The 19256-nt window shown below is 60.5% G+C and carries 14 protein-coding genes; 12 read left to right on the top strand and 2 right to left on the bottom strand.

The window, feature by feature from the left end:
- The first annotated feature begins 44 nt into the window (after nt 1-44).
- Together BK660_RS29025 and BK660_RS29020 are read left to right on the top strand one after the other, a co-directional pair.
- A complete protein-coding gene (locus tag BK660_RS29025) occupies nt 45-1334 on the top strand; it encodes a phenylacetate--CoA ligase family protein (RefSeq protein WP_123436258.1) in 1290 nt (429 codons plus the stop codon).
- Nucleotides 1334-2269 carry a GNAT family N-acetyltransferase gene (locus BK660_RS29020; protein ID WP_123436257.1) on the top strand — a complete coding sequence of 312 codons (936 nt, stop codon included), beginning with the start codon at nt 1334-1336 and terminating at the stop codon, nt 2267-2269. Before BK660_RS29025 ends, BK660_RS29020 begins: the two co-directional genes overlap by 1 nt.
- Here BK660_RS29020 and BK660_RS29015 read toward each other — a convergent pair.
- Entirely contained in the window at nt 2258-3184 is a 927-nt protein-coding gene (locus BK660_RS29015) for a LysR family transcriptional regulator (protein WP_123436256.1), read from the bottom strand. The genes BK660_RS29020 and BK660_RS29015 overlap by 12 nt on opposite strands.
- A gap of 118 nt (nt 3185-3302) precedes the next feature.
- Here BK660_RS29015 and BK660_RS29010 point away from each other — a divergent pair, with 118 nt between their 5' ends.
- The gene (locus BK660_RS29010) at nt 3303-4298 is read left to right on the top strand and encodes an aldo/keto reductase (RefSeq protein WP_123436255.1); all 996 of its coding nucleotides are present in this window, start codon (nt 3303-3305) and stop codon (nt 4296-4298) included.
- A 44-nt stretch (nt 4299-4342) separates the two neighbouring features.
- On the opposite strand, the gene BK660_RS29005 is transcribed toward BK660_RS29010, so the two are convergent.
- The gene (locus BK660_RS29005) at nt 4343-4873 is read right to left on the bottom strand and encodes a hypothetical protein (protein ID WP_123436254.1); all 531 of its coding nucleotides are present in this window, start codon (nt 4871-4873) and stop codon (nt 4343-4345) included.
- A gap of 386 nt (nt 4874-5259) precedes the next feature.
- Here BK660_RS29005 and BK660_RS29000 point away from each other — a divergent pair, with 386 nt between their 5' ends.
- The 9 genes from BK660_RS29000 (at nt 5260) to BK660_RS28960 (ending at nt 19243) form a co-directional block, all read left to right on the top strand.
- On the top strand, nt 5260-7251 hold the full coding sequence (locus BK660_RS29000) for a methyl-accepting chemotaxis protein (protein ID WP_123436253.1): 1992 nt from the start codon (nt 5260-5262) through the stop codon (nt 7249-7251).
- 210 nt (nt 7252-7461) lie between these two features.
- Complete coding sequence (locus tag BK660_RS28995) at nt 7462-7908, top strand: DUF411 domain-containing protein (protein ID WP_123436252.1); 447 nt, start codon at nt 7462-7464, stop codon at nt 7906-7908.
- Nucleotides 7908-8342, top strand: coding sequence for a YqaA family protein (locus tag BK660_RS28990; RefSeq protein WP_123436251.1), 435 nt, complete (start codon nt 7908-7910; stop codon nt 8340-8342). Before BK660_RS28995 ends, BK660_RS28990 begins: the two co-directional genes overlap by 1 nt.
- 85 nt (nt 8343-8427) lie before the next feature.
- A complete protein-coding gene (locus tag BK660_RS28985) occupies nt 8428-9453 on the top strand; it encodes an alpha/beta fold hydrolase (RefSeq protein WP_123436250.1) in 1026 nt (341 codons plus the stop codon).
- Nucleotides 9454-9466: 13 nt separating this feature from the next.
- Nucleotides 9467-10420, top strand: coding sequence for a D-2-hydroxyacid dehydrogenase family protein (locus BK660_RS28980; RefSeq protein WP_123436249.1), 954 nt, complete (start codon nt 9467-9469; stop codon nt 10418-10420).
- Nucleotides 10421-10997: 577 nt separating this feature from the next.
- A complete protein-coding gene (gene glgA / locus BK660_RS28975) occupies nt 10998-12584 on the top strand; it encodes a glycogen synthase GlgA (protein ID WP_123436248.1) in 1587 nt (528 codons plus the stop codon).
- Nucleotides 12585-12597: 13 nt separating this feature from the next.
- Nucleotides 12598-14394 carry a malto-oligosyltrehalose trehalohydrolase gene (treZ, locus tag BK660_RS28970; protein WP_123436247.1) on the top strand — a complete coding sequence of 599 codons (1797 nt, stop codon included), beginning with the start codon at nt 12598-12600 and terminating at the stop codon, nt 14392-14394.
- The gene (gene malQ, locus BK660_RS28965; protein ID WP_123436246.1) at nt 14391-16469 is read left to right on the top strand and encodes a 4-alpha-glucanotransferase; all 2079 of its coding nucleotides are present in this window, start codon (nt 14391-14393) and stop codon (nt 16467-16469) included. Before treZ ends, malQ begins: the two co-directional genes overlap by 4 nt.
- Entirely contained in the window at nt 16466-19243 is a 2778-nt protein-coding gene (locus BK660_RS28960; RefSeq protein ID WP_123436245.1) for a malto-oligosyltrehalose synthase, read from the top strand. The genes malQ and BK660_RS28960 overlap by 4 nt, the downstream gene beginning before the upstream one ends.
- The last annotated feature ends 13 nt before the right edge of the window (nt 19244-19256 follow it).

The following is a 19256-nucleotide window of genomic DNA, read 5'->3' as shown; positions in this document are numbered from 1 at the left end:
CCTGTCTTTTAACCGTAGACACGCCTGATAAAAAAGAGAGCCCCGTGAATTCCATATATTCGCTAGAACAACTTGTGCCTTTCATAAGGCAACACTCGAACTTCTACCGCAAACACCTGCGTCACTTACCCGCGGGCGAAGTTGCTTTAAAGGAACTGCCATTCATAAACGCGGATGAATACTGGACAGACAGTCACGACTTGAATCATTGGCAGGTGCTGACGGGAGGTGTCGACGGCGGCTTGGTGTTTAAAACCGGCGGCTCGACCAGTCACGGAAAACTTAGTGTTTATACCTCCGATGAATGGCAGACATTGGTAAAGACATTCGCACAGAGCATTTCCTCTCAACTGAAGGACGGCGACCGGGTTGCCAATCTGTTTTTTTCCGGCGATCTGTACGCCAGTTTCGTGTTCTTCCACGACTCACTGGCGCACGTCAAACACTCCATTTGCGAGTTTCCCTTCACGGGCAACGTCGACATGGACGTACTGGCCGATGCCGTTGATCAGCATCGGATCAACGTACTGGCAGGCGTACCGGCCCAGTTGTTGCAATTTGCCGCCTATCTGAATCGGCATCAACGCGTGCTATGCGGGGTCGATACGTTGTTGTACGGCGGCGAAAGCCTGTTCCCCGCGCAAATCGACATTCTCAAGGCAGTGCTTCCCAACGCGCGCGTCGCCTCCGCCGGCTACGCCAGTGTCGATGCCGGTCTGATCGGGGCCAGCAGCCGGGACTGTGTCTTGGGAGAGCATCGGACGTTTGAACCTCACACACTGCTGGAAATCGTCGATGAACTCACCGGCGAAGTCATCGAAGAGTGTGACCGTACCGGTTTGCTGGTGGTCACCAACCTGACGCGCCGCCTTATGCCCCTGCTGCGTTATCCAGTGGGTGACCGCGCTTGCTGGCGTGAACCAAGCGCGACGCCGATGCGAAAATTCGCGCTCAAGGGGCGCAGTGCCCACAGTCAACGGGTCCGGGTAGGGACATTGTCGTTGCTGATCGATGAAATCCTGTTGATCGTGCAGCGCATCGCTGACAGCGATCAATGGCAGTTGGTGATCGAGCAAGAGGGCGTCAAAGACCTCGTGACGGTGAAGTGGGTGCCCGCTAGCCCATCCACCGACACAGCCCTCATCGGCAACGCGCTGCATGAAGCGCTGACCGCCCACCATCCCGGCATCGTGCAGCTGAATCACCAGGGGTTGCTGGAGCTACGCGTGGAGCCAAGCGCGATCACCGATTTGAACCTTCACCCGCGTTCTGGCAAACAGATGCGCGTCCTGGACTTGCGCGTCTATGACTCGCCGTCAACGGAGCTTGCGTGATGACGACACTCCTTTATCGTCGCTTCCAGCCGGGTGATGCACCCGCCGTGAGCCAGTTGTTTCACCAGATCTATGGGGATCATTACCCTCGACCGGACGTTTATCTGCCGAACATGATCAGTCAGCACAATGCCGACGGCCAATGGTTCTCCATGCTGGCGGTCGACGGCGAACGGGTTCTCGGACACGCCGCGTTATGCCGTGACTCACTGTCGGATAACCCTGAGCTGGCCCTGAGCGTGGTTCACCCTGCGGCGCGAGGGCAACGTATCGCGACACACCTGGGTCGGGATTTGTTGTTGCAGTCCTCTGCGCAAGGGGTCAAGAACGTCTTGATCAAACAAGTCACGCACCATATCCACACGCAACGCATGGCCCACACCATTGGCTTTCACAGCACGGGTTTGCTTCCCGACTACGCGCCATCCCCGCTCACAAAGCCGCTCCTGGAAACCATGGTGCTCGGTTGTTATCTGGTCGAGGGGCACACACGCCCGTTACCCGACATTCAATGGCCTGTAAGTTGTCGCAGGCTTATGCAACGCTTGTGTGATGTGTTCGGGACTTATCGGGCCACGACGTCGCCAGCGCCGATGCCATTGCAAATCAGGCAAAATCACCAACGCTACGTCGTCGTCATTCACCGTTTGAACGACGCATTGCTGGACCAGCTCCGGCGGTTGCCCAGCCATTGGCTCATTTCGGCCAAAATCGAGCTGTCACGCCACTTTGCCGAGGACCTGCACCGTTTGACGATGCTGGGTTTCACCTTCAGTGGATTGATGCCCACCCTTCACAGCAACGGCTGGTTTGCGCTGTTTCACCGAGGGGTGCAGCCGCGTCACCTCTCCCTGCATTGCCCTGACATGCAACAGTTGCACGATAATTTACAGCGCGACGTCAGGGCGCTGGACAGCACCTGCTCAGCCGCTTGAACCCTTCCTGTAAACGTTAAGACCCGGCTGCGCGCAAAGCTCCACCAGCCAGTCGACAAACACCCTGACCCGCCGGGACAACTGGCGGTGAGGCGGATACAGCGCCGTCAGCGGCATCACCGGTGGCGGCACGTTCCCGAGCACTTCACACAATCGTCCTTCTTCGAGCTGGCGGGCAACGTGGTAATACGGGGTCTGAATCAGCCCATATCCCGCCTCACAGGCAGCGAGGTAACCGTCAGCACTGTTGACCGCCACCTGTTTGGGCAAATCCAGGAGCTGAACGTCGCCATCAACCTGGAATTCCAGTCCAAAACGCTTACCGGTCGTGCCAGAGAAATATTCCACCATCCGGTGCCCTTCGAGGTCTGCCAGACACTGAGGGGTTCCATGGCGTTGCAAGTAGTCAGGGCTGGCACAGGTCACCTGATCCAGCATGACCAGCGGCCGCGCCACCAATGACTCATCCAGCGCGGAGCCGCCACGCAACACGCAGTCGACCCCTTCGCGGATCAAATCGACAGTACGGTCATTCAGACCGAGTTCCAGTTCGATCAAAGGATAACGGCGGGTGAACTCCGGCAACGCCGGAATTACGATCAAGCGCCCGATCCCTGCCGGCATGTCCACCCGCAGCAACCCTTTGGGGTTGTGTCGAGCGGCGGAAAACACCGCTTCAGTCTCCTCCAGGTCCGCCAACAGACGCACACAACGGGGGTAATAGGCCGCGCCGTCGAGGGTCAGGCTAATCTGTCGCGTGGTGCGCTGCAGCAGTTGCACCCCGAGATGCGCTTCAAGCTGTTTGATCAACACAGTGACCGACGCGCGGGGCAATTGCAGGCTATCGGCCGCTTTGGCAAACCCACCGAGTTCGACGATTCGGGTAAAAACGCGCATGGCGTTGAAACGGTCCATTGCTCTGGCGTTCCTGATGATTATTTAGAAAAAACGAACAGTGATAGCAGTTTTAGCCGGTTTATCTTGTTTCTGTCGAGGTCGACACTGTGCGCTCACACCACAGGGAGTTGATTTCATGCAAACACGTCAATTGGGCAAAAACGGCCCGCAGGTTTCCGCCATCGGCCTGGGCTGCATGGGCATGACCGATTTCTACACCACTGGCGTGGATACCCGCGAGGCCACCGCCACGTTGCATCGCGCACTCGAACTCGGGATCAACCTGCTCGACACCGCCGACATGTACGGCCCGCACACCAACGAAGAACTGATCGGTAAAGCCATTGCCGGCAAACGCGACCAGGTGTTTCTAGCGAGCAAGTTCGGCATTGTCCGCGATCCGTCCAACCCTACCGCCCGGGGTGTCAATGGCCGGCCGGACTACATTCGCGCCTCCATCGACGGCACACTCAAGCGTCTCGGCGTTGAAACCCTCGATTTGTATTACCAGCACCGGATTGATCCGCAGGTGGCCATCGAAGAAACCGTCGGCGCCATGGCCGAGCTGGTGAAGGCCGGCAAGGTGCGTTATCTGGGCTTGAGCGAGGCGTCGGTCGCTACCCTGGAACGGGCGCACAAGGTGCACCCCATCAGCGCGCTGCAAAGTGAGTATTCGTTGTGGAGCCGTGACCAGGAAGAAAACGGTTGCCTGTCGGCGTGTCAGCGGCTGGGCGTGGCGTTTGTCCCCTACAGCCCGTTGGGACGTGGCTTTCTGACGGGCGCACTGAAAAGCCCGGACGACTTTGCGGCGGATGATTACCGTCGTTTAAGCCCGCGTTTTCAAGGAGAAAACTTTGCGAAGAATCTGCTGCTGGTCCAGCAAGTACAGGCACTGGCCGCAGAAAAAGGCGTGACCGCAGGCCAATTGGCGTTGGCCTGGGTGCTGGCGCAAGGGGACTATCTGATCCCGATCCCTGGAACCAAACAGCGCAAATACCTGGAAGAAAACGTCGCGGCATTGGAGGTAAAACTCAGCGCTGATGAATTGAAAGCGCTGGAAGCTATATTTCCCGCCAATGCCACCGCAGGCATGCGTTACCCCGAGGAAGTCATGAAGTTGCTCGACCGCTAGCAACAGAGCCTGGCCCGCTCTACCCTGAGCGGGCCGGCAACTTTTCACGCCTTGGAGTTGACACCCTTGTCCGTCGGGACGGTAGTGCCGTTGCCCTTGCCGTAACTGGCCAGATTTTGCAGGACGTAAATGGCTGTCTTGTATTCCGGGATCAAGCCAACCGCGTATTTATCGCCCTTGATGCTGTTGTTCTGGATGGTGTCCAGTTGCGTGGCGAAGTACTCCAGGGCGTTGAACTTCGCATCCGGGTCATTCTGTACCCCGAACCGATCAAACTTGTCCCCGGCGTTCATCAAGGTCATCGAAGTAATATCGGAAATCAGACCTCTGCCGCGTAAAAACGCACTGAGATTACCCAGTTGTCTGGACGATACATTTTCCGGGTCGAAGCCTTTAACGTTCCTGAATATTTTCTGCTCATCCATCTTCGCCGCATTCAGCGCGTTTGGATTGGTGCCCACCAGCGCGAGCATTTGCTTGACCCTGGCGCTGTGCGTGACGGGCTTGCCGCCGCCAGTATTCTGCACCAGTAGACCCGCCTTGGCCGTCCACCCCCCTGCATAGCCGATAGTCATGACTGAGCTTCCGACTGCGTGACCATATTTAGTTCCTTCTTTTGACCGGGTTTAGAGCGGGCGAGTATCGACTCTGGCAACTGGCCACTCCAACCACTATTTGCTGTTTTTTACAATTTACGTACATTTCAGATACAAACCGGCAAGTACCCGGATTTATTGGTCTAGACAAACTTTGCCGAATGGGTCTAGTCAACTAACGAGGCACTTTGTACGTCTCGGTTAGTTTGTTTGTATCCGTTTCGATACCTGACGCCTTTTGCCACTGACGCCCGTTCTTGGACGATCGTGCCTAAAGCTATGTCTGCGCAAGCCGATAGCCCGATGAAGCACCGATGCCTCCCCCAAACCTAATAATAAAAGTGCTGCACACAAGGACCGGTCCCATGCCCACATTCCGTTCGATCCAGGCTCGCTACACGCTGTTTCTGGTCCTGTTTATCCTGTTGCTGTTCGTGTTGACGGTGGTCGGCATCAGCCAGTTGGTCGCGCCGAAACTGCGCCATACCGAAGAACAGGTGGCCCTCAACCGCATCGCCGACGTCGCCCGGCAGATCCAGGGTGAGCTGAACAAGGTTCAGGCCCAGCAACGCAGCATCACCCAAACCATTGCGTTGCTTGACAGCGCCGGCATCGACACAGTGTTGCCAGGCCTGGTGGATCAGTACGGCGAATTGAAAGTCTTCGGCGGCGGGATCTGGCCGTTGCCCGGCCAGCGTGAAGCCGGGCGCAACAAATTCAGCACCTTCTGGCACCGCGACGCCTCGGGCAAACTGGCGGTCAACACGTTCTGGAACAGTGACGCCGCGCCGAACTACTACGACCAGGCCTGGTACAAGGGCGGCATGCAAACGCCACGTGGCCAATGTGCCTGGGCGGCGGCCTATAAAGATGATGCCAGTGCCGAGCCGCGCACCAACTGTGCCATGGCCATTCAGAAAAATGGCGTGGCGTACGGCGTGTCGACCATCGACGTGACGCTGGGCTTTTTCAACGACTTGATCGCACAAAAGGAAAAAGACCTTGGCGCCGAGATGCTGATCGTCGAAGCCGACGGCAAGATCATCAGCAACAGCTCGCGCATCAGCGGGCCGATCGTCCTGAAAAACATCAGTGAACTGGCGGGCAACTCACCGTTCGCCAGCCAAGTGAAAGCCGGCCTGCAAAACCGTGACCAGTCGCAGCGCGTCGAATTCGACAACAACGGCGAAGACAGCACTTTCTTCATGCGCCCCATCGAAGGCTCGCCGTGGTTCCTCGCTACCGCCCTGCCGAGCAAACTGATCACTGCCCAGCGCGACGACGTGCTCAGCACCCTGAGCCTGTTGCAAATCCCGATGGTCATTCTTCTGGCAATGCTGCAGATCTACGCGATCCGCCAACTGGTCCAGCGCCTGAAAATCCTCAAGGCCAATATCGACGCGCTGTCTGCCGGCGATGCCGACCTGACCAAGCGCATCACCATCCGCGCCGAAGACGAACTCGGCGCCATCGGCTACTCGGTCAACGCCTTTATCGTCTACTTGCAGAACATGATCGGCGAAGTGACCCAGGCCACCGGCGCCATGGCCTCGAGCCTGGACAACCTGCAACGCACCTCGGCCCACACCAGTCAGATTCTGGTGCGCCACGCCTCGGAAACCGATCAGACCGTCACCGCCATTACCGAGATGAGTTCGACCGCTGAAAGCGTCGCACAAAATGCCGCCGAGACCGCGGCCTTTACCAAGCGCGCCAACGAAAACGCCGACCGTTCGCGGGTGGTGGTGGGCGAAGCGTCGAGCAGCGTAGTTGCGTTGATCGAGGAAGTGGCCAGCGCCACCCACAAAGTCGAGAGCATGCAGCAGGACGCCCAACGCATCACCGAGATTCTCGGGGTGATTGGCGCTATTGCCGGGCAAACCAACTTGCTGGCACTCAACGCCGCCATTGAAGCGGCGCGGGCAGGTGAACAAGGCCGAGGCTTTGCGGTGGTCGCCGATGAAGTCCGTGCCCTCGCCGGCCGCACCCAGGCCAGCACTTCGGAAATCAATGAAATGCTCACGCGCCTGACCCAAGGCGTCAGTTCGTCGGTCGCTGCAATGGAAAACACCCAGGCCAGTTGCCAGTCCGCCGCTGACGCCACGGCGCGGGTCAACTCCGGCCTGGATGAAATGGCCGGTTCCGTCAGCCACATCAACGGCCTGAGCACTCAAATCGCCACCGCCGCTTCACAGCAAAGTGCGGTGACCGAAGAGATCAACCGCAGCATGGTGCAGATCCGCCATATGGTGGATGAATTGGTCAAAAGCGGTCAGGCCAGCGAACTGAATACCCGGCAATTGGTGGACGCCACTGCGCGCGTCAGTTCGATCATGGGGCGGTTCAAGGTTCGTTGAGTCCCTGAATCTGTAGGAGTGAGCCTGCTCGCGATAGCGGTTTTTCAGCCAGCAGAGATGTTGGATTTGATGGCCTCATCGCGAGCAGGCTCACTCCTAAAGGGTTCTGCATTGTCTTTGCATCACTTGGAAACAATCTCATCGCTCATCCGTGGTTAAACTGGTCAAAATGCCTCTTTTTTTGTCCGCCACCCGAGTCGAGACCTTCCCATGCGAATCCCTCTGCGTCTGGCCGCCCTGAGCGTGCTCTTTATTTCCTCCCTGGCTCAGGCCGCCGACCTGATCCCCATCGAAGTGCACCGCGATGCCAATTGCGGCTGCTGCAAAAAATGGATCAGCCACCTCGAAGCCAACGGGTTCAAGGTTGAAGACCACGTCGAAACCAACATGAGCGAATTCAAGCAGCAGCACGGCGTGCCACCGCGTCTGGCGTCATGCCATACCGCGCTGATCAATGGCAAGTTCGTCGAAGGCCATGTCCCGGCGGACCAGGTGCTGGCCCTGAGCAAGCGTGACGACCTGCTGGGCGTTGCCGCACCCGGCATGCCGATGGGCTCGCCCGGGATGGAAATGGACGGTATGAGCGATGCCTACCAAGTGATCGGCCTGAAAAAGGACGGCAGTGATGTGGTGGTGGCGGACTACCCCGCCCATTGATGTCCGGCGCTTACCTCGGGCTGTTTCTCGCAGCGTTCGGTGCTGCGACGCTGCTGCCGCTACAGTCCGAAGCGGTGCTGGTGGGGTTGTTGCTCAGCGACAAATACTGGCTTTGGTCGCTGTTGGCCGTCGCCACCCTGGGCAACGTACTCGGTTCGTTGGTGAACTGGTGGTTGGGACGCGGTATCGAACGGTTTCGCGACCGACGCTGGTTTCCGGTCAGCCCGCGTCATCTGGAACACGCCCGACAGCACTATCAGCGTTACGGCCATTGGTCGCTGCTGCTGAGCTGGGTGCCGATTATCGGTGACCCGCTGACGCTGGTGGCCGGCGTCATGCGCGAACCCTTGGGACGATTCCTGCTGATGGTGACCCTGGCCAAGGCCGCCCGTTATGGCGTGCTGGCCCTGGCTACGCTGGGCTGGATGGGTTGAACGATCGAGCACGGCGATTGCCTGTGTTTAATGTCGCCCTAATCAGGCCGATCCAGCATCGGCAGGTTTTCTTTGGAGTTCACCCATGCCCCTCGCCCTCTCCCGCTGGCTGCCCAGCCTGTTGCTGACCGCCGCACTGCCCCTCGTCGCCCACGCCGACGGGCCGGAATATGGCCCTGAATTGCAGGGCTTCGACTACCCCTACACCGTCAAGCATTTTGCCTTTGAGTCCCAGGGCAAATCCTTGCAAATGGGTTACATGGACGTCGCCGCCCATGGCAAGGCCAATGGCCGCAGCGTGGTGCTGATGCATGGCAAGAACTTCTGCGGCGCGACCTGGGACAGTTCGATCAAAGCCCTCAGCGAGGCCGGTTACCGGGTCATCGCCCCGGACCAGATCGGCTTCTGCACTTCCAGTAAACCCGACAGTTATCAATACAGTTTCCAGCAACTGGCAACCAACACCCAGCAACTGCTCAAGGCCCTCGGCATCCAGAAAGCCAGCGTCCTGGGTCACTCCACCGGTGGCATGCTCGCCACCCGCTATGCGCTGCAATACCCCGAACAGGTCGAGCAACTGGCGCTGGTCAACCCCATTGGCCTCGAAGACTGGAAAGCCCTCGGCGTGCCCTACCGCACCGTCGATCAATGGTACGAGCGTGAGCTGAAACTGAACGCCGACGGTATCCGCACCTATGAACGCAACACCTATTACGGTGGCCGTTGGAAGCCGGAATTCGATCGTTGGGTCGACATGCTCGCCGGCCTGAACAAAGGCCCGGGGCATACGCAAGTCGCGTGGAACTCGGCGCTGATCTACGACATGATCTTCACCCAACCGGTGTATTACGAATTCAAAGACCTCAAGATGCCCACGCTGTTGCTGATCGGCACTGCCGACACCACGGCCATCGGCAGTGACATCGCCACGCCTGAGGTCAAGGCGAAGCTCGGTCACTACGACGTGCTCGGCAAACAAGTGGCAAAACTGATTCCACAGTCGACTCTGGTTGAATTCCCCGGCATGGGCCACGCGCCGCAAATGGAAGAACCGGCGCAATTCCACAAGGCGTTGCTCGACTGGCTGAACAAGACCAACCCCGTTCATTGATGAGGTAAGGCTGATGGCGGTGCAGATTGCGGTGATCGATGACTGGCAGGACGTCGCGCACGACGTGGTGGACTGGTCGGCGCTGGACAGCATTGGCGAGGTGAGTTTTGTCCATGACTACCCGGCCGACAACCAAACCCTGGCCGAGCGTCTGGGTGCCTTCGAGGTGATTTGCGTGATGCGCGAGCGCACCCGGTTCGATGAGGACCTGTTGCGACGGTTGCCGAAACTCAAGCTGCTGGTGACTGGCGGCATGCGCAATGCGGCGCTGGACTTTAAAGCGGCCGCTGCATTGGGGATTCAGGTCTGCGGCACCGACAGCTACAAACACGCTGCACCGGAACTGACCTGGGCGCTGATCATGGCTGCCACTCGCAACCTCGTGGCCGAAGCCAACGCCTTGCGCGCAGGTCTTTGGCAACAAGGCCTGGGCGGTGATCTACACGGCAAGACCCTGGCCATCCTCGGGCTCGGCAGCATCGGCAAGCGCGTTGCCCAGTTCGGGCAAGTGTTCGGCATGCGGGTGATTGCCTGGAGCGAGAACCTCACATCTGAAGCAGCTGCCGAAGTCGGCGTGACTTATGTCAGCAAGCAGGAACTGTTCGAACAGGCCGACGTGCTGTCGGTGCATCTGGTGCTCAGCGACCGCAGCCGTGGCCTGGTCGACGCCCAAGCGCTGGACTGGATGAAACCCACGGCACTGCTGGTCAATACCGCCCGTGGACCGATCGTGGATGAGGCGGCGCTGATCAAGGCGTTGCAGAAAAACCGCCTGGCCGGGGCGGCGCTGGATGTGTTTGAAGTGGAGCCGCTGCCTGAACATCATCCGTTCAGGACGCTAGAGAATGTGCTGGCGACGCCGCATGTCGGGTATGTGAGCCGGCAGAACTACCAACTGTTCTTTTCGCAGATGATCGAAGACATTCAGGCGTGGTCGGCGGGTAAACCCATTCGGTTGTTCACCTGATACCGAGTTATCGTTCTTCGCGAGCAGGCCCGCTCCCACATTGGTCCTGAGTACACCAGAGATCAATTGTGGGAGCGGGCTTGCTCGCGAAGGGGCCATCAGCGCCCCCCTGAACCCGAACTTACTGCACCGCAACAGTGCACCACCCCCTCCCAACCCGCCCATTTTCGTGACTTGCCAGTCCCGTTTTGACCCGCCCCGGAAAATAAACCTGCCCTTCGTCGGTGCGTTTCCCCCTGCGGCCGCGGTTCTTTTACCCTCTTGAAACTGATTGTCGAACAATTTCACCAGATGACCCGCCCCGCTCTAGGATCTGGCCTAGACTCATTTTCGCGAGGTAAAACCGGTCGGTCATCTGGCGGTAAAAAACTCGAAACTTTCGGTCCTGGCCATGGGTCAGGTTAAAGGTAGGGCCAACGCGACTGGTGCATTCCTTGCAACGGCCCCTCCAACCCATCTGCTTCAACGCATTGGGCAGCATTTGCCACGATGCGTGCGCGTTTGCGCCCGGCCACAGGAATTGGCCATACCGTTTGTGCCAGACCTAAGCTTTAGATCAACACCACGGGAGATTCATATGATTAGTGCGGCTTTAGATATTCAGGGAGAGCGTGCTCATCAGCAGGTCGGCGAATCGAGCGCCGTCAATGCACCGAGCGCGCACCCCATCAGCGTCCCGGGAACCAAGACGCTGGCACCGGCTGCCAGTCAGAATCCAAATAGAAAGAAAGTGTTGTTCGTGACGTCCGAGATTGCCGACCTGGTCAAGACCGGCGGCCTGGGCGACGTCTCCGCTGCCCTGCCACGGGCCATGTCGCACCTGCACGATGTTCGGGTGCTGATTCCCGGATACCCGCAAGTGCTGCACAGCGAAAACCCGATCCACATCATTGGTGAACTGGGTGGGCACGCCGCACTGCCGCCTTGCAAGATCGGGCGCATGGACATGCCGGACGGTCTGGTGATCTACGTGTTGATCTGCCCCGAACTCTACGAGCGCGAAGGTTCGCCCTACGGCGCCAACAATGGCCGCGACTGGCCGGACAACCACATTCGTTTCGCCCGCCTGGGCCTCGCCGCCGCCGATATCGCCGCCAATCTCGCACAAATTCACTGGTGCCCGGATCTGGTGCACGCCCATGACTGGCCTGCCGGCCTGGCACCGGCCTACATGCACTGGCGTGGGCAGCGCACCCCGACGTTGTTCACCATCCATAACCTGGCCTATCAAGGCGTGACCAGCCTCGGCTCTTGCCCTGAACTGGGGATTCCCGCGCACGCCCTGCAACAGGAAGGCATGGAGTTCTACGGCAAGATGTCGTTCCTCAAGGCCGGCATGGCCTATTCGAGTCACATCACCACGGTCAGCGCCACCTACGCCCAGGAAATCACCACGCCGGCCTTCGGCTGTGGTCTCGACGGCTTTCTCGCCGCCAAGACCCAGCAGGGCCTGCTAAGCGGTATTCCCAACGGCATCGATGAAAGCTGGGATGCGGCCACGGACGCGCACCTGTTCCGCCCCTTCAGCATCGGTGACTGGGATGGTAAAGCGGTGAACGCCGCGCATGTACGCGAACTGTTCGGCCTCGCCGATTCAGAAGGTCCACTATTTGCCGTGGTCTCTCGCCTGGTTTACCAGAAGGGCCTGGACCTGACCGAAGCGGTCTCCGAGTACATCGTCAAATCCGGCGGCCAGATTGCAATCATCGGCCGTGGCGAACCGGAAGAAGAACAGGCCATGCGTGAACTGGCCCTGCGCTTTCCGGGGCAGATCGGCGTGCGCATCGGCTTCAACGAAACCGACGCCCGACGTATGTTCGCCGGCAGCGATTTCCTGCTGATGCCTTCGCGTTACGAACCCTGCGGCCTGAGCCAGATGTATGCCCAACGCTTCGGCTCGTTGCCGGTCGCCCGCAACACCGGCGGCCTGGCCGACACCATTGAAAACGGCGTGACCGGTTTCCTCTTCGATGAATCCACGGTCGAGAGTTATCAGGAAGCCCTGAGCCGTGCGTTCAAGGTGTTCGCCTTCCCCGACTTGCTCCACGCCATGCGCTGCAGGGCCATGGCCGCGCCGTTCAACTGGTGCAAGGCGGTGGAACCGTACGCCGAACTCTACGAACAACTTGTGGCCAAGGCCTTGGGTAAATCAGGCCGACAGTAAGAGGTTTTCAACGATGCCGTTACGGACCCTTGAGACCTGGCCCCACGGCGCAATCATGCTGGACGCAGAGCACACGCGTTTTGCCTTGTGGGCGCCGGATGCGTTTTACGTCAGTGTCGAACTGGAAAATGGACAATCCTTGCCGCTGTTGCCTCAGGCTAATGGCTGGTTCGTGATCAAGACCCGCTGCCCCGCGGGCACCCGATACCGCTACAACATCGATGGCGAGCTGGAGGTGCCGGACCCGGCCTCCCGCGCGCAGGCCGGCGACATCGGCAGCCACAGCGTGGTGGTCGATCCGCTGGCTTATCGATGGCACCACAACACCTGGCAGGGCCGGCCATGGAACGAGGCGATCATCTACGAGCTGCACGTCGGTGTGCTCGGCGGTTTCAGTGCTGTCGAGCAACACTTGTCGCGCCTGGTCGAACTCGGCATCACCGCGATTGAACTGATGCCGCTGGCGCAATTCCCTGGTGATCGCAATTGGGGCTACGACGGCGTCTTGCCCTACGCGCCCCAGGCGTCCTATGGCACGCCGGAACAACTCAAACACCTGATCGACACCGCCCACGGCCTTGGCCTGGCGGTGATTCTCGACGTGGTCTACAACCACTTCGGCCCGGACGGCAATTACCTGCACCACTACGCCAAGGGCTTTTTCCGCGAAGACAAACACACCCCTTGGGGCGCGGCCATCGACTTCCGTCAGCGTGAGGTACGGGATTTCTTCATCGACAACGCGTTGATGTGGTTGCTGGAGTACCGCTTCGACGGCTTGCGCCTGGACGCGGTACACGCCATTGAAAGCCCGGACTTCCTTGAAGAGCTGGCTCAGCGCGTTCGCCAGCAAACCGAACCCTCGCGCCATGTGTGGCTGATGGTGGAAAACGAACACAATGAGGCGAGCCTGCTGGAAAAAGGTTTCGATGCGCAGTGGAACGATGACGGCCACAACGCCCTGCATGTGTTGCTGACCGGCGAAACCGACGCCTACTACGCCGATTACGCCGAGCAGCCCACCGAACAACTGGCCCGCTGCCTGAGCCAGGGTTTTGTGTTTCAGGGCCATCTCAACCGCCACGGCACACCGCGAGGTGAACCCAGTGGTCACCTGCCGCCGACCGCCTTCGTGCTGTTTCTGCAAAACCATGACCAGATCGGCAACCGTGCGCTGGGCGAACGGCTGCATCAACTGACTCACCCCGATGCGCTCTACGCAGCCACCGCTTTGCTGCTGTTGTCGCCGATGATCCCGCTGATGTTCATGGGAGACGAATTCGCCGCGCAGGCCCCGTTCCTGTTTTTCACCAGCCACCACGGCGAACTTGCAGAGTTGGTACGCGAAGGTCGACGCAACGAGTTTGCGGCTTTCAGCGCCTTTGCCGATCCGCACAAACGTGAACAGATTCCGGACCCGAATGCGCCCCGGACCTTCGACGCATCGCAACCTAAGCTGAACGCCAGCGCACTGCCGGCCATTCACGATCTGTATCGCCGCCTGTTGCAACTGCGCCATCAGCACCTCATCCCTCGCCTGCCCGGCACCCAGGCATTGGGTGCCGACGTGCTCGGCCACGCGGCCGTTAGCGCACGCTGGCGGCTGGGCGATGGCAGTGAGCTGCGCATTGACCTGAACCTCAGCGACACGCCGGTGGTCCACACCCCACAGGCCGACACAAACTTGCTGTTCGAACACCCGCCCCACTCGGCCGGCCTGTTGCACGAGGGCAAACTCGCCCCGTATTGCGCGCTAGTCAGTCTCACGGCCGCAGCCCCTTTGCTACCCTCGGATGGAGAGCGCCTATGAGCGATGCGCAACTTGAAATACTGGCCAGCCGTGCAGGCCTGGCCGTCGACTGGATCGACGCCAATGGCCGCCCGCAAAAAGTCGGGCCGTCGGTGCTGCGCGCCGTGCTCACCGGCCTCGGCCACCCGGCCGGCAGTGCCCAGGAAATCGACGCGAGCCTGCTGGAACTGCAAGCCGTCCAGCAGACCCACCGCCTACCACCGCTGTTGACGGTCGATGTCGGTGCCGGCCTCGATCTGGCGCGGTACTTTGAGCCCGAAACCCCGTGCGACATTCACCTCGAAGACGGCTCGAAGATGTACCTCAAGCTCGATGCGCAAGCCGTGCTGCCGGGGCTGATTCCGGTCGGCTACCAGCACGTCAGCATCGACGGACAATCCTTCACCCTGGCGGTGGCGCCCGAGCGCTGCTACAGCGTCGGCGACGCGGTCGATAACCCGATTCCGCGCGCCTGGGGCCTGAGCGTGCAGCTGTACTCCCTGCGACGTGCCGGCGATGGCGGTTTTGGCGACACCCTGGCGCTGGAAGACCTCGCACGGGTGGCCGGTGAACGCGGCGCCGAGGCGTTGGCGATCAGCCCGTTGCACGCCATGTTCGGCAGCGATACGCAGCGCTACAGCCCTTACTCGCCCTCCAGCCGTCTGTTTCTCAATAGCCTCTACGCCGCACCCGGTGCGATCCTCGGCGAGCGGGCGATGCGCGCGGCGATTGACGCCACCGGGCTGACCGCCGAATTGCAGCAACTTGAAGAACGCCCGCTGATTGACTGGCCCGTGGCCGCACGAGCCAAACACCGCGTTCTGCAGGCGTTGTACGAAGGCTTTGTCCACGGTGAACATCCCTTGCATGAAGACTTCAGCAGCTTCCGTCACGCCTCGGGCGAAGCACTGGAAAACCATTGCCGCTTCGAAGCCCTGCAAGAGGCCCGCGCCGCCAAAGGTGAAAGCCTCGACTGGCGCGAGTGGCCCGAGCAATGGCGCGACCCGCGCAGCGCCGCCCTGGCCGAATTCGCTGAAGAGAACGCCGCACGCATCGGTTTCTTTGCCTTCTGCCAATGGCTGATCACCCGTTGCCTGGAGCGCGCGCAAACCGCCGCCCGCAGTGCCGGCATGAGCATCGGCCTGATCGCCGACCTCGCGGTGGGTGCCGACGGCGGTGGCAGTCAAGCCTGGAGCCGTCAGGACGAATTGCTCGCCTCGCTGACGGTGGGTGCGCCGCCGGACATCCTCAACCGGACCGGCCAAGGCTGGGGTATCTCTGCGTTTTCGCCCGAAGGTCTGGTGCGCAACGGCTTCCGTGCGTTTATCGAAATGCTCCGGGCCAATTTCGCCCACGCCGGCGGTTTGCGGATCGACCACATCATGGGCCTGCAACGGCTGTGGGTGATTCCCAACGGCGCGCCGCCCCGCGATGGCGCCTACCTGTACTACCCGGTCGACGACTTGCTGCGCTTGCTCGCACTCGAATCCCATCGTCATCAGGCGATTGTGCTGGGCGAAGACCTCGGCACCGTGCCGGACGGCCTGCGGGAAAAACTCATCGCTCGTTCGATACTCGGTATGCGCGTGCTGCTGTTTGAACAGGACAACGCCCACTTCAAGCCGATCCTCGACTGGCCGGATAACGCACTGGCGACCACCAGCACCCATGACTTGCCGACGCTGAATGGCTGGTGGCATGGCCGCGACATCGACTGGAACGCCCGGCTCGGCCTGATCGACGCCAGCGGTGAAATCGAATGGCGCCAACACCGCGAACGCGAACGCGAAGGCCTGCGTCGCGTGTTGAGCGAGGACCCGCAGAACTTTCGCGAAGAGTCCCACGAAACCGATCAGGTGCTCGACGCCAGCGTGCGTTTTCTCGGGCATACCCGCGCGCCGTTGGTGTTGCTGCCGCTTGAAGATGCCTTGGGCATTGAACAGCAGGCCAATCTGCCCGGCACCATCGATGCCCATCCCAACTGGTCACGACGCCTGCCCGGCGACAGCGAGACCCTGCTCGACGACCCGGACGCGGCCCGACGCCTCGAATTGCTCGCCTGCGCGCGGCTTCAGGCGGGCGAGCGTGACCAATGACGGCGTCGATTATCCAGCCATTGCGGGCGACCCTGCGGCTGCAATTTCATAAAGGCTTTACCCTCGATCAAGCAGTGCCGCTGGTGCCGTACTTCGCCCGATTAGGCATCAGCCACGTTTATGCCTCGCCGCTGCTGGCCGCCCGCGCCGGCTCGATGCATGGCTACGACGTGGTGGACCCGACCACCGTCAATCCTGAGCTGGGAGGCGAAGCCGCACTGCGACGTCTGGTCAGCGCCCTGCGCGAACAGCGGATGGGGCTGATCCTCGACATCGTCTCCAACCACATGGCCGTCGGTGGCGCGGATAACCCGTGGTGGCTGGACTTGCTGGAATGGGGACGCCTGAGTCCGTTCGGCGAGTTTTTTGATATTCAATGGCACTCGCCGGACCCGTTGATGGAAGGTCAGCTGTTGCTGCCGTTCCTTGGCAGCGACTACGGCGTCGCCTTGCAGGACGGCACCCTGCCCTTGCGCTTCGATGCGCAGGACGGCAGCTTCTATGTGCAGCATTACGATCACCGCTTCCCGATCTGCCCGATGAACTATGGCGAGCTGCTGCCCACCGAGGTCGAACCGCTGAAGTCGCTGGCGGAGCGCTTCACCACCTTGAGTTACCAGACCGACGCACACAGTCTGGCGGTGCCGCTGAAAGCCGAATTGCGCGAACTCGCCAGCGATCCGGCGCGACTCAAGTCGATTGAACAACACCTGGGCGCCTACGACTCGCTGACGCCCGAGGGATTCCAGCGCCTGCACAACCTGCTCGAACGCCAAAGCTATCGGCTCGCCAGTTGGCGCACAGCCGCGGATGACATCAACTGGCGGCGTTTTTTCGATATCAATGAACTGGGTGGTTTGCGCGTCGAACGCCCCGCCGTATTCGAAGCCACCCACGCGAAAATCTTCGAACTGGTGGCTGAAGGACTGGTGGACGGTCTGCGCATCGACCACATCGACGGCCTCGCCGATCCCCGTGGCTACTGCCGCAAACTGCGACGCCGCGTCGATAGCCTGTCACCGGGACGGCACTTGCCGATCTACGTCGAGAAGATCCTCGGCGAAGGCGAAACCCTGCACCGCGACTGGTCGGTGGACGGCACCACCGGTTACGAATTCATGAACCAGCTGTCGCTGCTGCAACATGATCCGCAAGGCGCACACACCCTCGGCGAACTCTGGCAGCGCTTCAGCGAACGGCCGGCCGACTTCCAGCAGGAAGCGCAGTTGGCGCGGCAGCAGATCCTCAATGGCTCGCTGGCCGGTGATTTCGAAAGCGTTGCCCAGGCCTTGTTGCAAGTGGCCCGTGACGACCTGATGACCCGCGACCTGACCCTCGGTGCGATCCGCCGGGCGTTGCAGGAATTGATCGTGCACTTCCCGGTGTACCGCACCTACATCAGCCCCCGTGGCCGCTCCGCTGAAGACGATGTGTTTTTCCAACGGGCCATGGACGGTGCGCGGCAAACCCTCAGCGAAGCCGATTGGCCGGTGCTCGATTGCCTGGCGGGCTGGCTCGGCGGTGAGCCGTGGCGCAAGCGTGCGGTGGGTCGCCAGCGCAAGATCCTCAAGCATGCCTGCGTACGCTTTCAGCAACTGACGTCGCCGGCCGCCGCCAAAGCGGTCGAAGACACCGCGTTCTATCGTTCCGCTGTGTTGCTCTCGCGCAATGACGTGGGGTTCAGCACCGAACAGTTCAGCGCTCCGGTGGCGGATTTCCATGCAGTCTGCGCCCAGCGTCTGGCTGAGTTCCCGGACAACCTGCTGGCCACCGCCACCCACGACCACAAACGCGGCGAAGACACCCGCGCACGCCTGGCGGTGTTGAGCGAACGCAGCGCCTGGTACGCCGAGCAAGTCCCGCTCTGGCGCACGCTCGCCCGACCACTGCGCGACGATGACCACATGCCGTCGGCGGGCGATGAGTTGATCCTTTATCAGGCGGTACTCGGCAGTTGGCCGTTGACCTTGCACATTGACGATCAACCGGCGCTGTCGGACTACGCCAAGCGCCTCTGGCAGTGGCAACAAAAAGCCCTGCGCGAAGCCAAACTGCAAAGCAGCTGGAGCGCGCCGAACGATCCGTATGAACAAGCGATGCAGGGGTTTATCGAGCGGCTGTTTCTGGCCCCCGAAGGTGAACTGTTACGCGCCGCCCTCGGCAAAGCGGTGCAGGCCATCGCCCCTTCCGGCGCCATCAACAGCTTGGCGCAAACCTTGCTGCGCATGACCGTGCCGGGGGTGCCGGACCTCTATCAGGGCAACGACTTCTGGGATTTCAGCCTGGTGGATCCGGACAACCGCCGGCCGGTGGATTACGCCAGTCGTGAACGAGCCCTTCAAGCGACACCGCAGGTGCCCGAACTGTTGTCGAACTGGCGTGACGGGCGCATCAAGCAGACGCTAATCGCCGAGGTGCTGAACCTGCGCGCAGAGCATGCCGAACTGTTTTCCCGAGGGCGCTATCAAGCCCTGGAAGTGATCGGCAGCCAAGCGCATCGGGTGCTGGCATTTGCCCGCGTACTGGAGGGAAAACGCGCCATCGTGATCGTCCCGATACGTTGCGCCGAGCTGCTGAAAAACAGTGCCCAACCACAGATTGATGCGCCGCTGTGGGGCGATACACGGGTCAAATTACCGTTCGCCTCCTCGGATGAAAATCTGAAGGGACTTTTTTCCAGCGTCGCAGTCACAAAAAACAGGGAGCTGAACATCAGCGCCGCGCTGGGGGTTGTCCCGGTCAATCTCTTTATCCAACTCTTTACACAAGCTTGAGTTCAGTTCAGTT

Origin of the sequence: Pseudomonas brassicacearum (assembly GCF_003732265.1) — a bacterium.
GTDB classification, from domain to species: domain Bacteria; phylum Pseudomonadota; class Gammaproteobacteria; order Pseudomonadales; family Pseudomonadaceae; genus Aquipseudomonas; species Aquipseudomonas brassicacearum_D.
This window is presented reverse-complemented; position numbering and strand designations above follow the sequence as displayed.

Excerpts from the sequence above, each read along its gene's own strand:
- BK660_RS29020 (WP_123436257.1), top strand. The coding sequence starts at position 1,334 with ATGACGACACTCCTTTATCGTCGCTTCCAGCCGGGTGATGCACCCGCC.
- BK660_RS29015 (WP_123436256.1), bottom strand. The coding sequence starts at position 3,184 with ATGGACCGTTTCAACGCCATGCGCGTTTTTACCCGAATCGTCGAACTC.
- BK660_RS29010 (WP_123436255.1), top strand. The coding sequence starts at position 3,303 with ATGCAAACACGTCAATTGGGCAAAAACGGCCCGCAGGTTTCCGCCATC.
- BK660_RS29005 (WP_123436254.1), bottom strand. The coding sequence starts at position 4,873 with ATGACTATCGGCTATGCAGGGGGGTGGACGGCCAAGGCGGGTCTACTG.
- BK660_RS29000 (WP_123436253.1), top strand. The coding sequence starts at position 5,260 with ATGCCCACATTCCGTTCGATCCAGGCTCGCTACACGCTGTTTCTGGTC.
- BK660_RS28995 (WP_123436252.1), top strand. The coding sequence starts at position 7,462 with ATGCGAATCCCTCTGCGTCTGGCCGCCCTGAGCGTGCTCTTTATTTCC.
- BK660_RS28990 (WP_123436251.1), top strand. The coding sequence starts at position 7,908 with ATGTCCGGCGCTTACCTCGGGCTGTTTCTCGCAGCGTTCGGTGCTGCG.
- BK660_RS28985 (WP_123436250.1), top strand. The coding sequence starts at position 8,428 with ATGCCCCTCGCCCTCTCCCGCTGGCTGCCCAGCCTGTTGCTGACCGCC.
- BK660_RS28980 (WP_123436249.1), top strand. The coding sequence starts at position 9,467 with ATGGCGGTGCAGATTGCGGTGATCGATGACTGGCAGGACGTCGCGCAC.
- glgA (WP_123436248.1), top strand. The coding sequence starts at position 10,998 with ATGATTAGTGCGGCTTTAGATATTCAGGGAGAGCGTGCTCATCAGCAG.
- treZ (WP_123436247.1), top strand. The coding sequence starts at position 12,598 with ATGCCGTTACGGACCCTTGAGACCTGGCCCCACGGCGCAATCATGCTG.
- malQ (WP_123436246.1), top strand. The coding sequence starts at position 14,391 with ATGAGCGATGCGCAACTTGAAATACTGGCCAGCCGTGCAGGCCTGGCC.
- BK660_RS28960 (WP_123436245.1), top strand. The coding sequence starts at position 16,466 with ATGACGGCGTCGATTATCCAGCCATTGCGGGCGACCCTGCGGCTGCAA.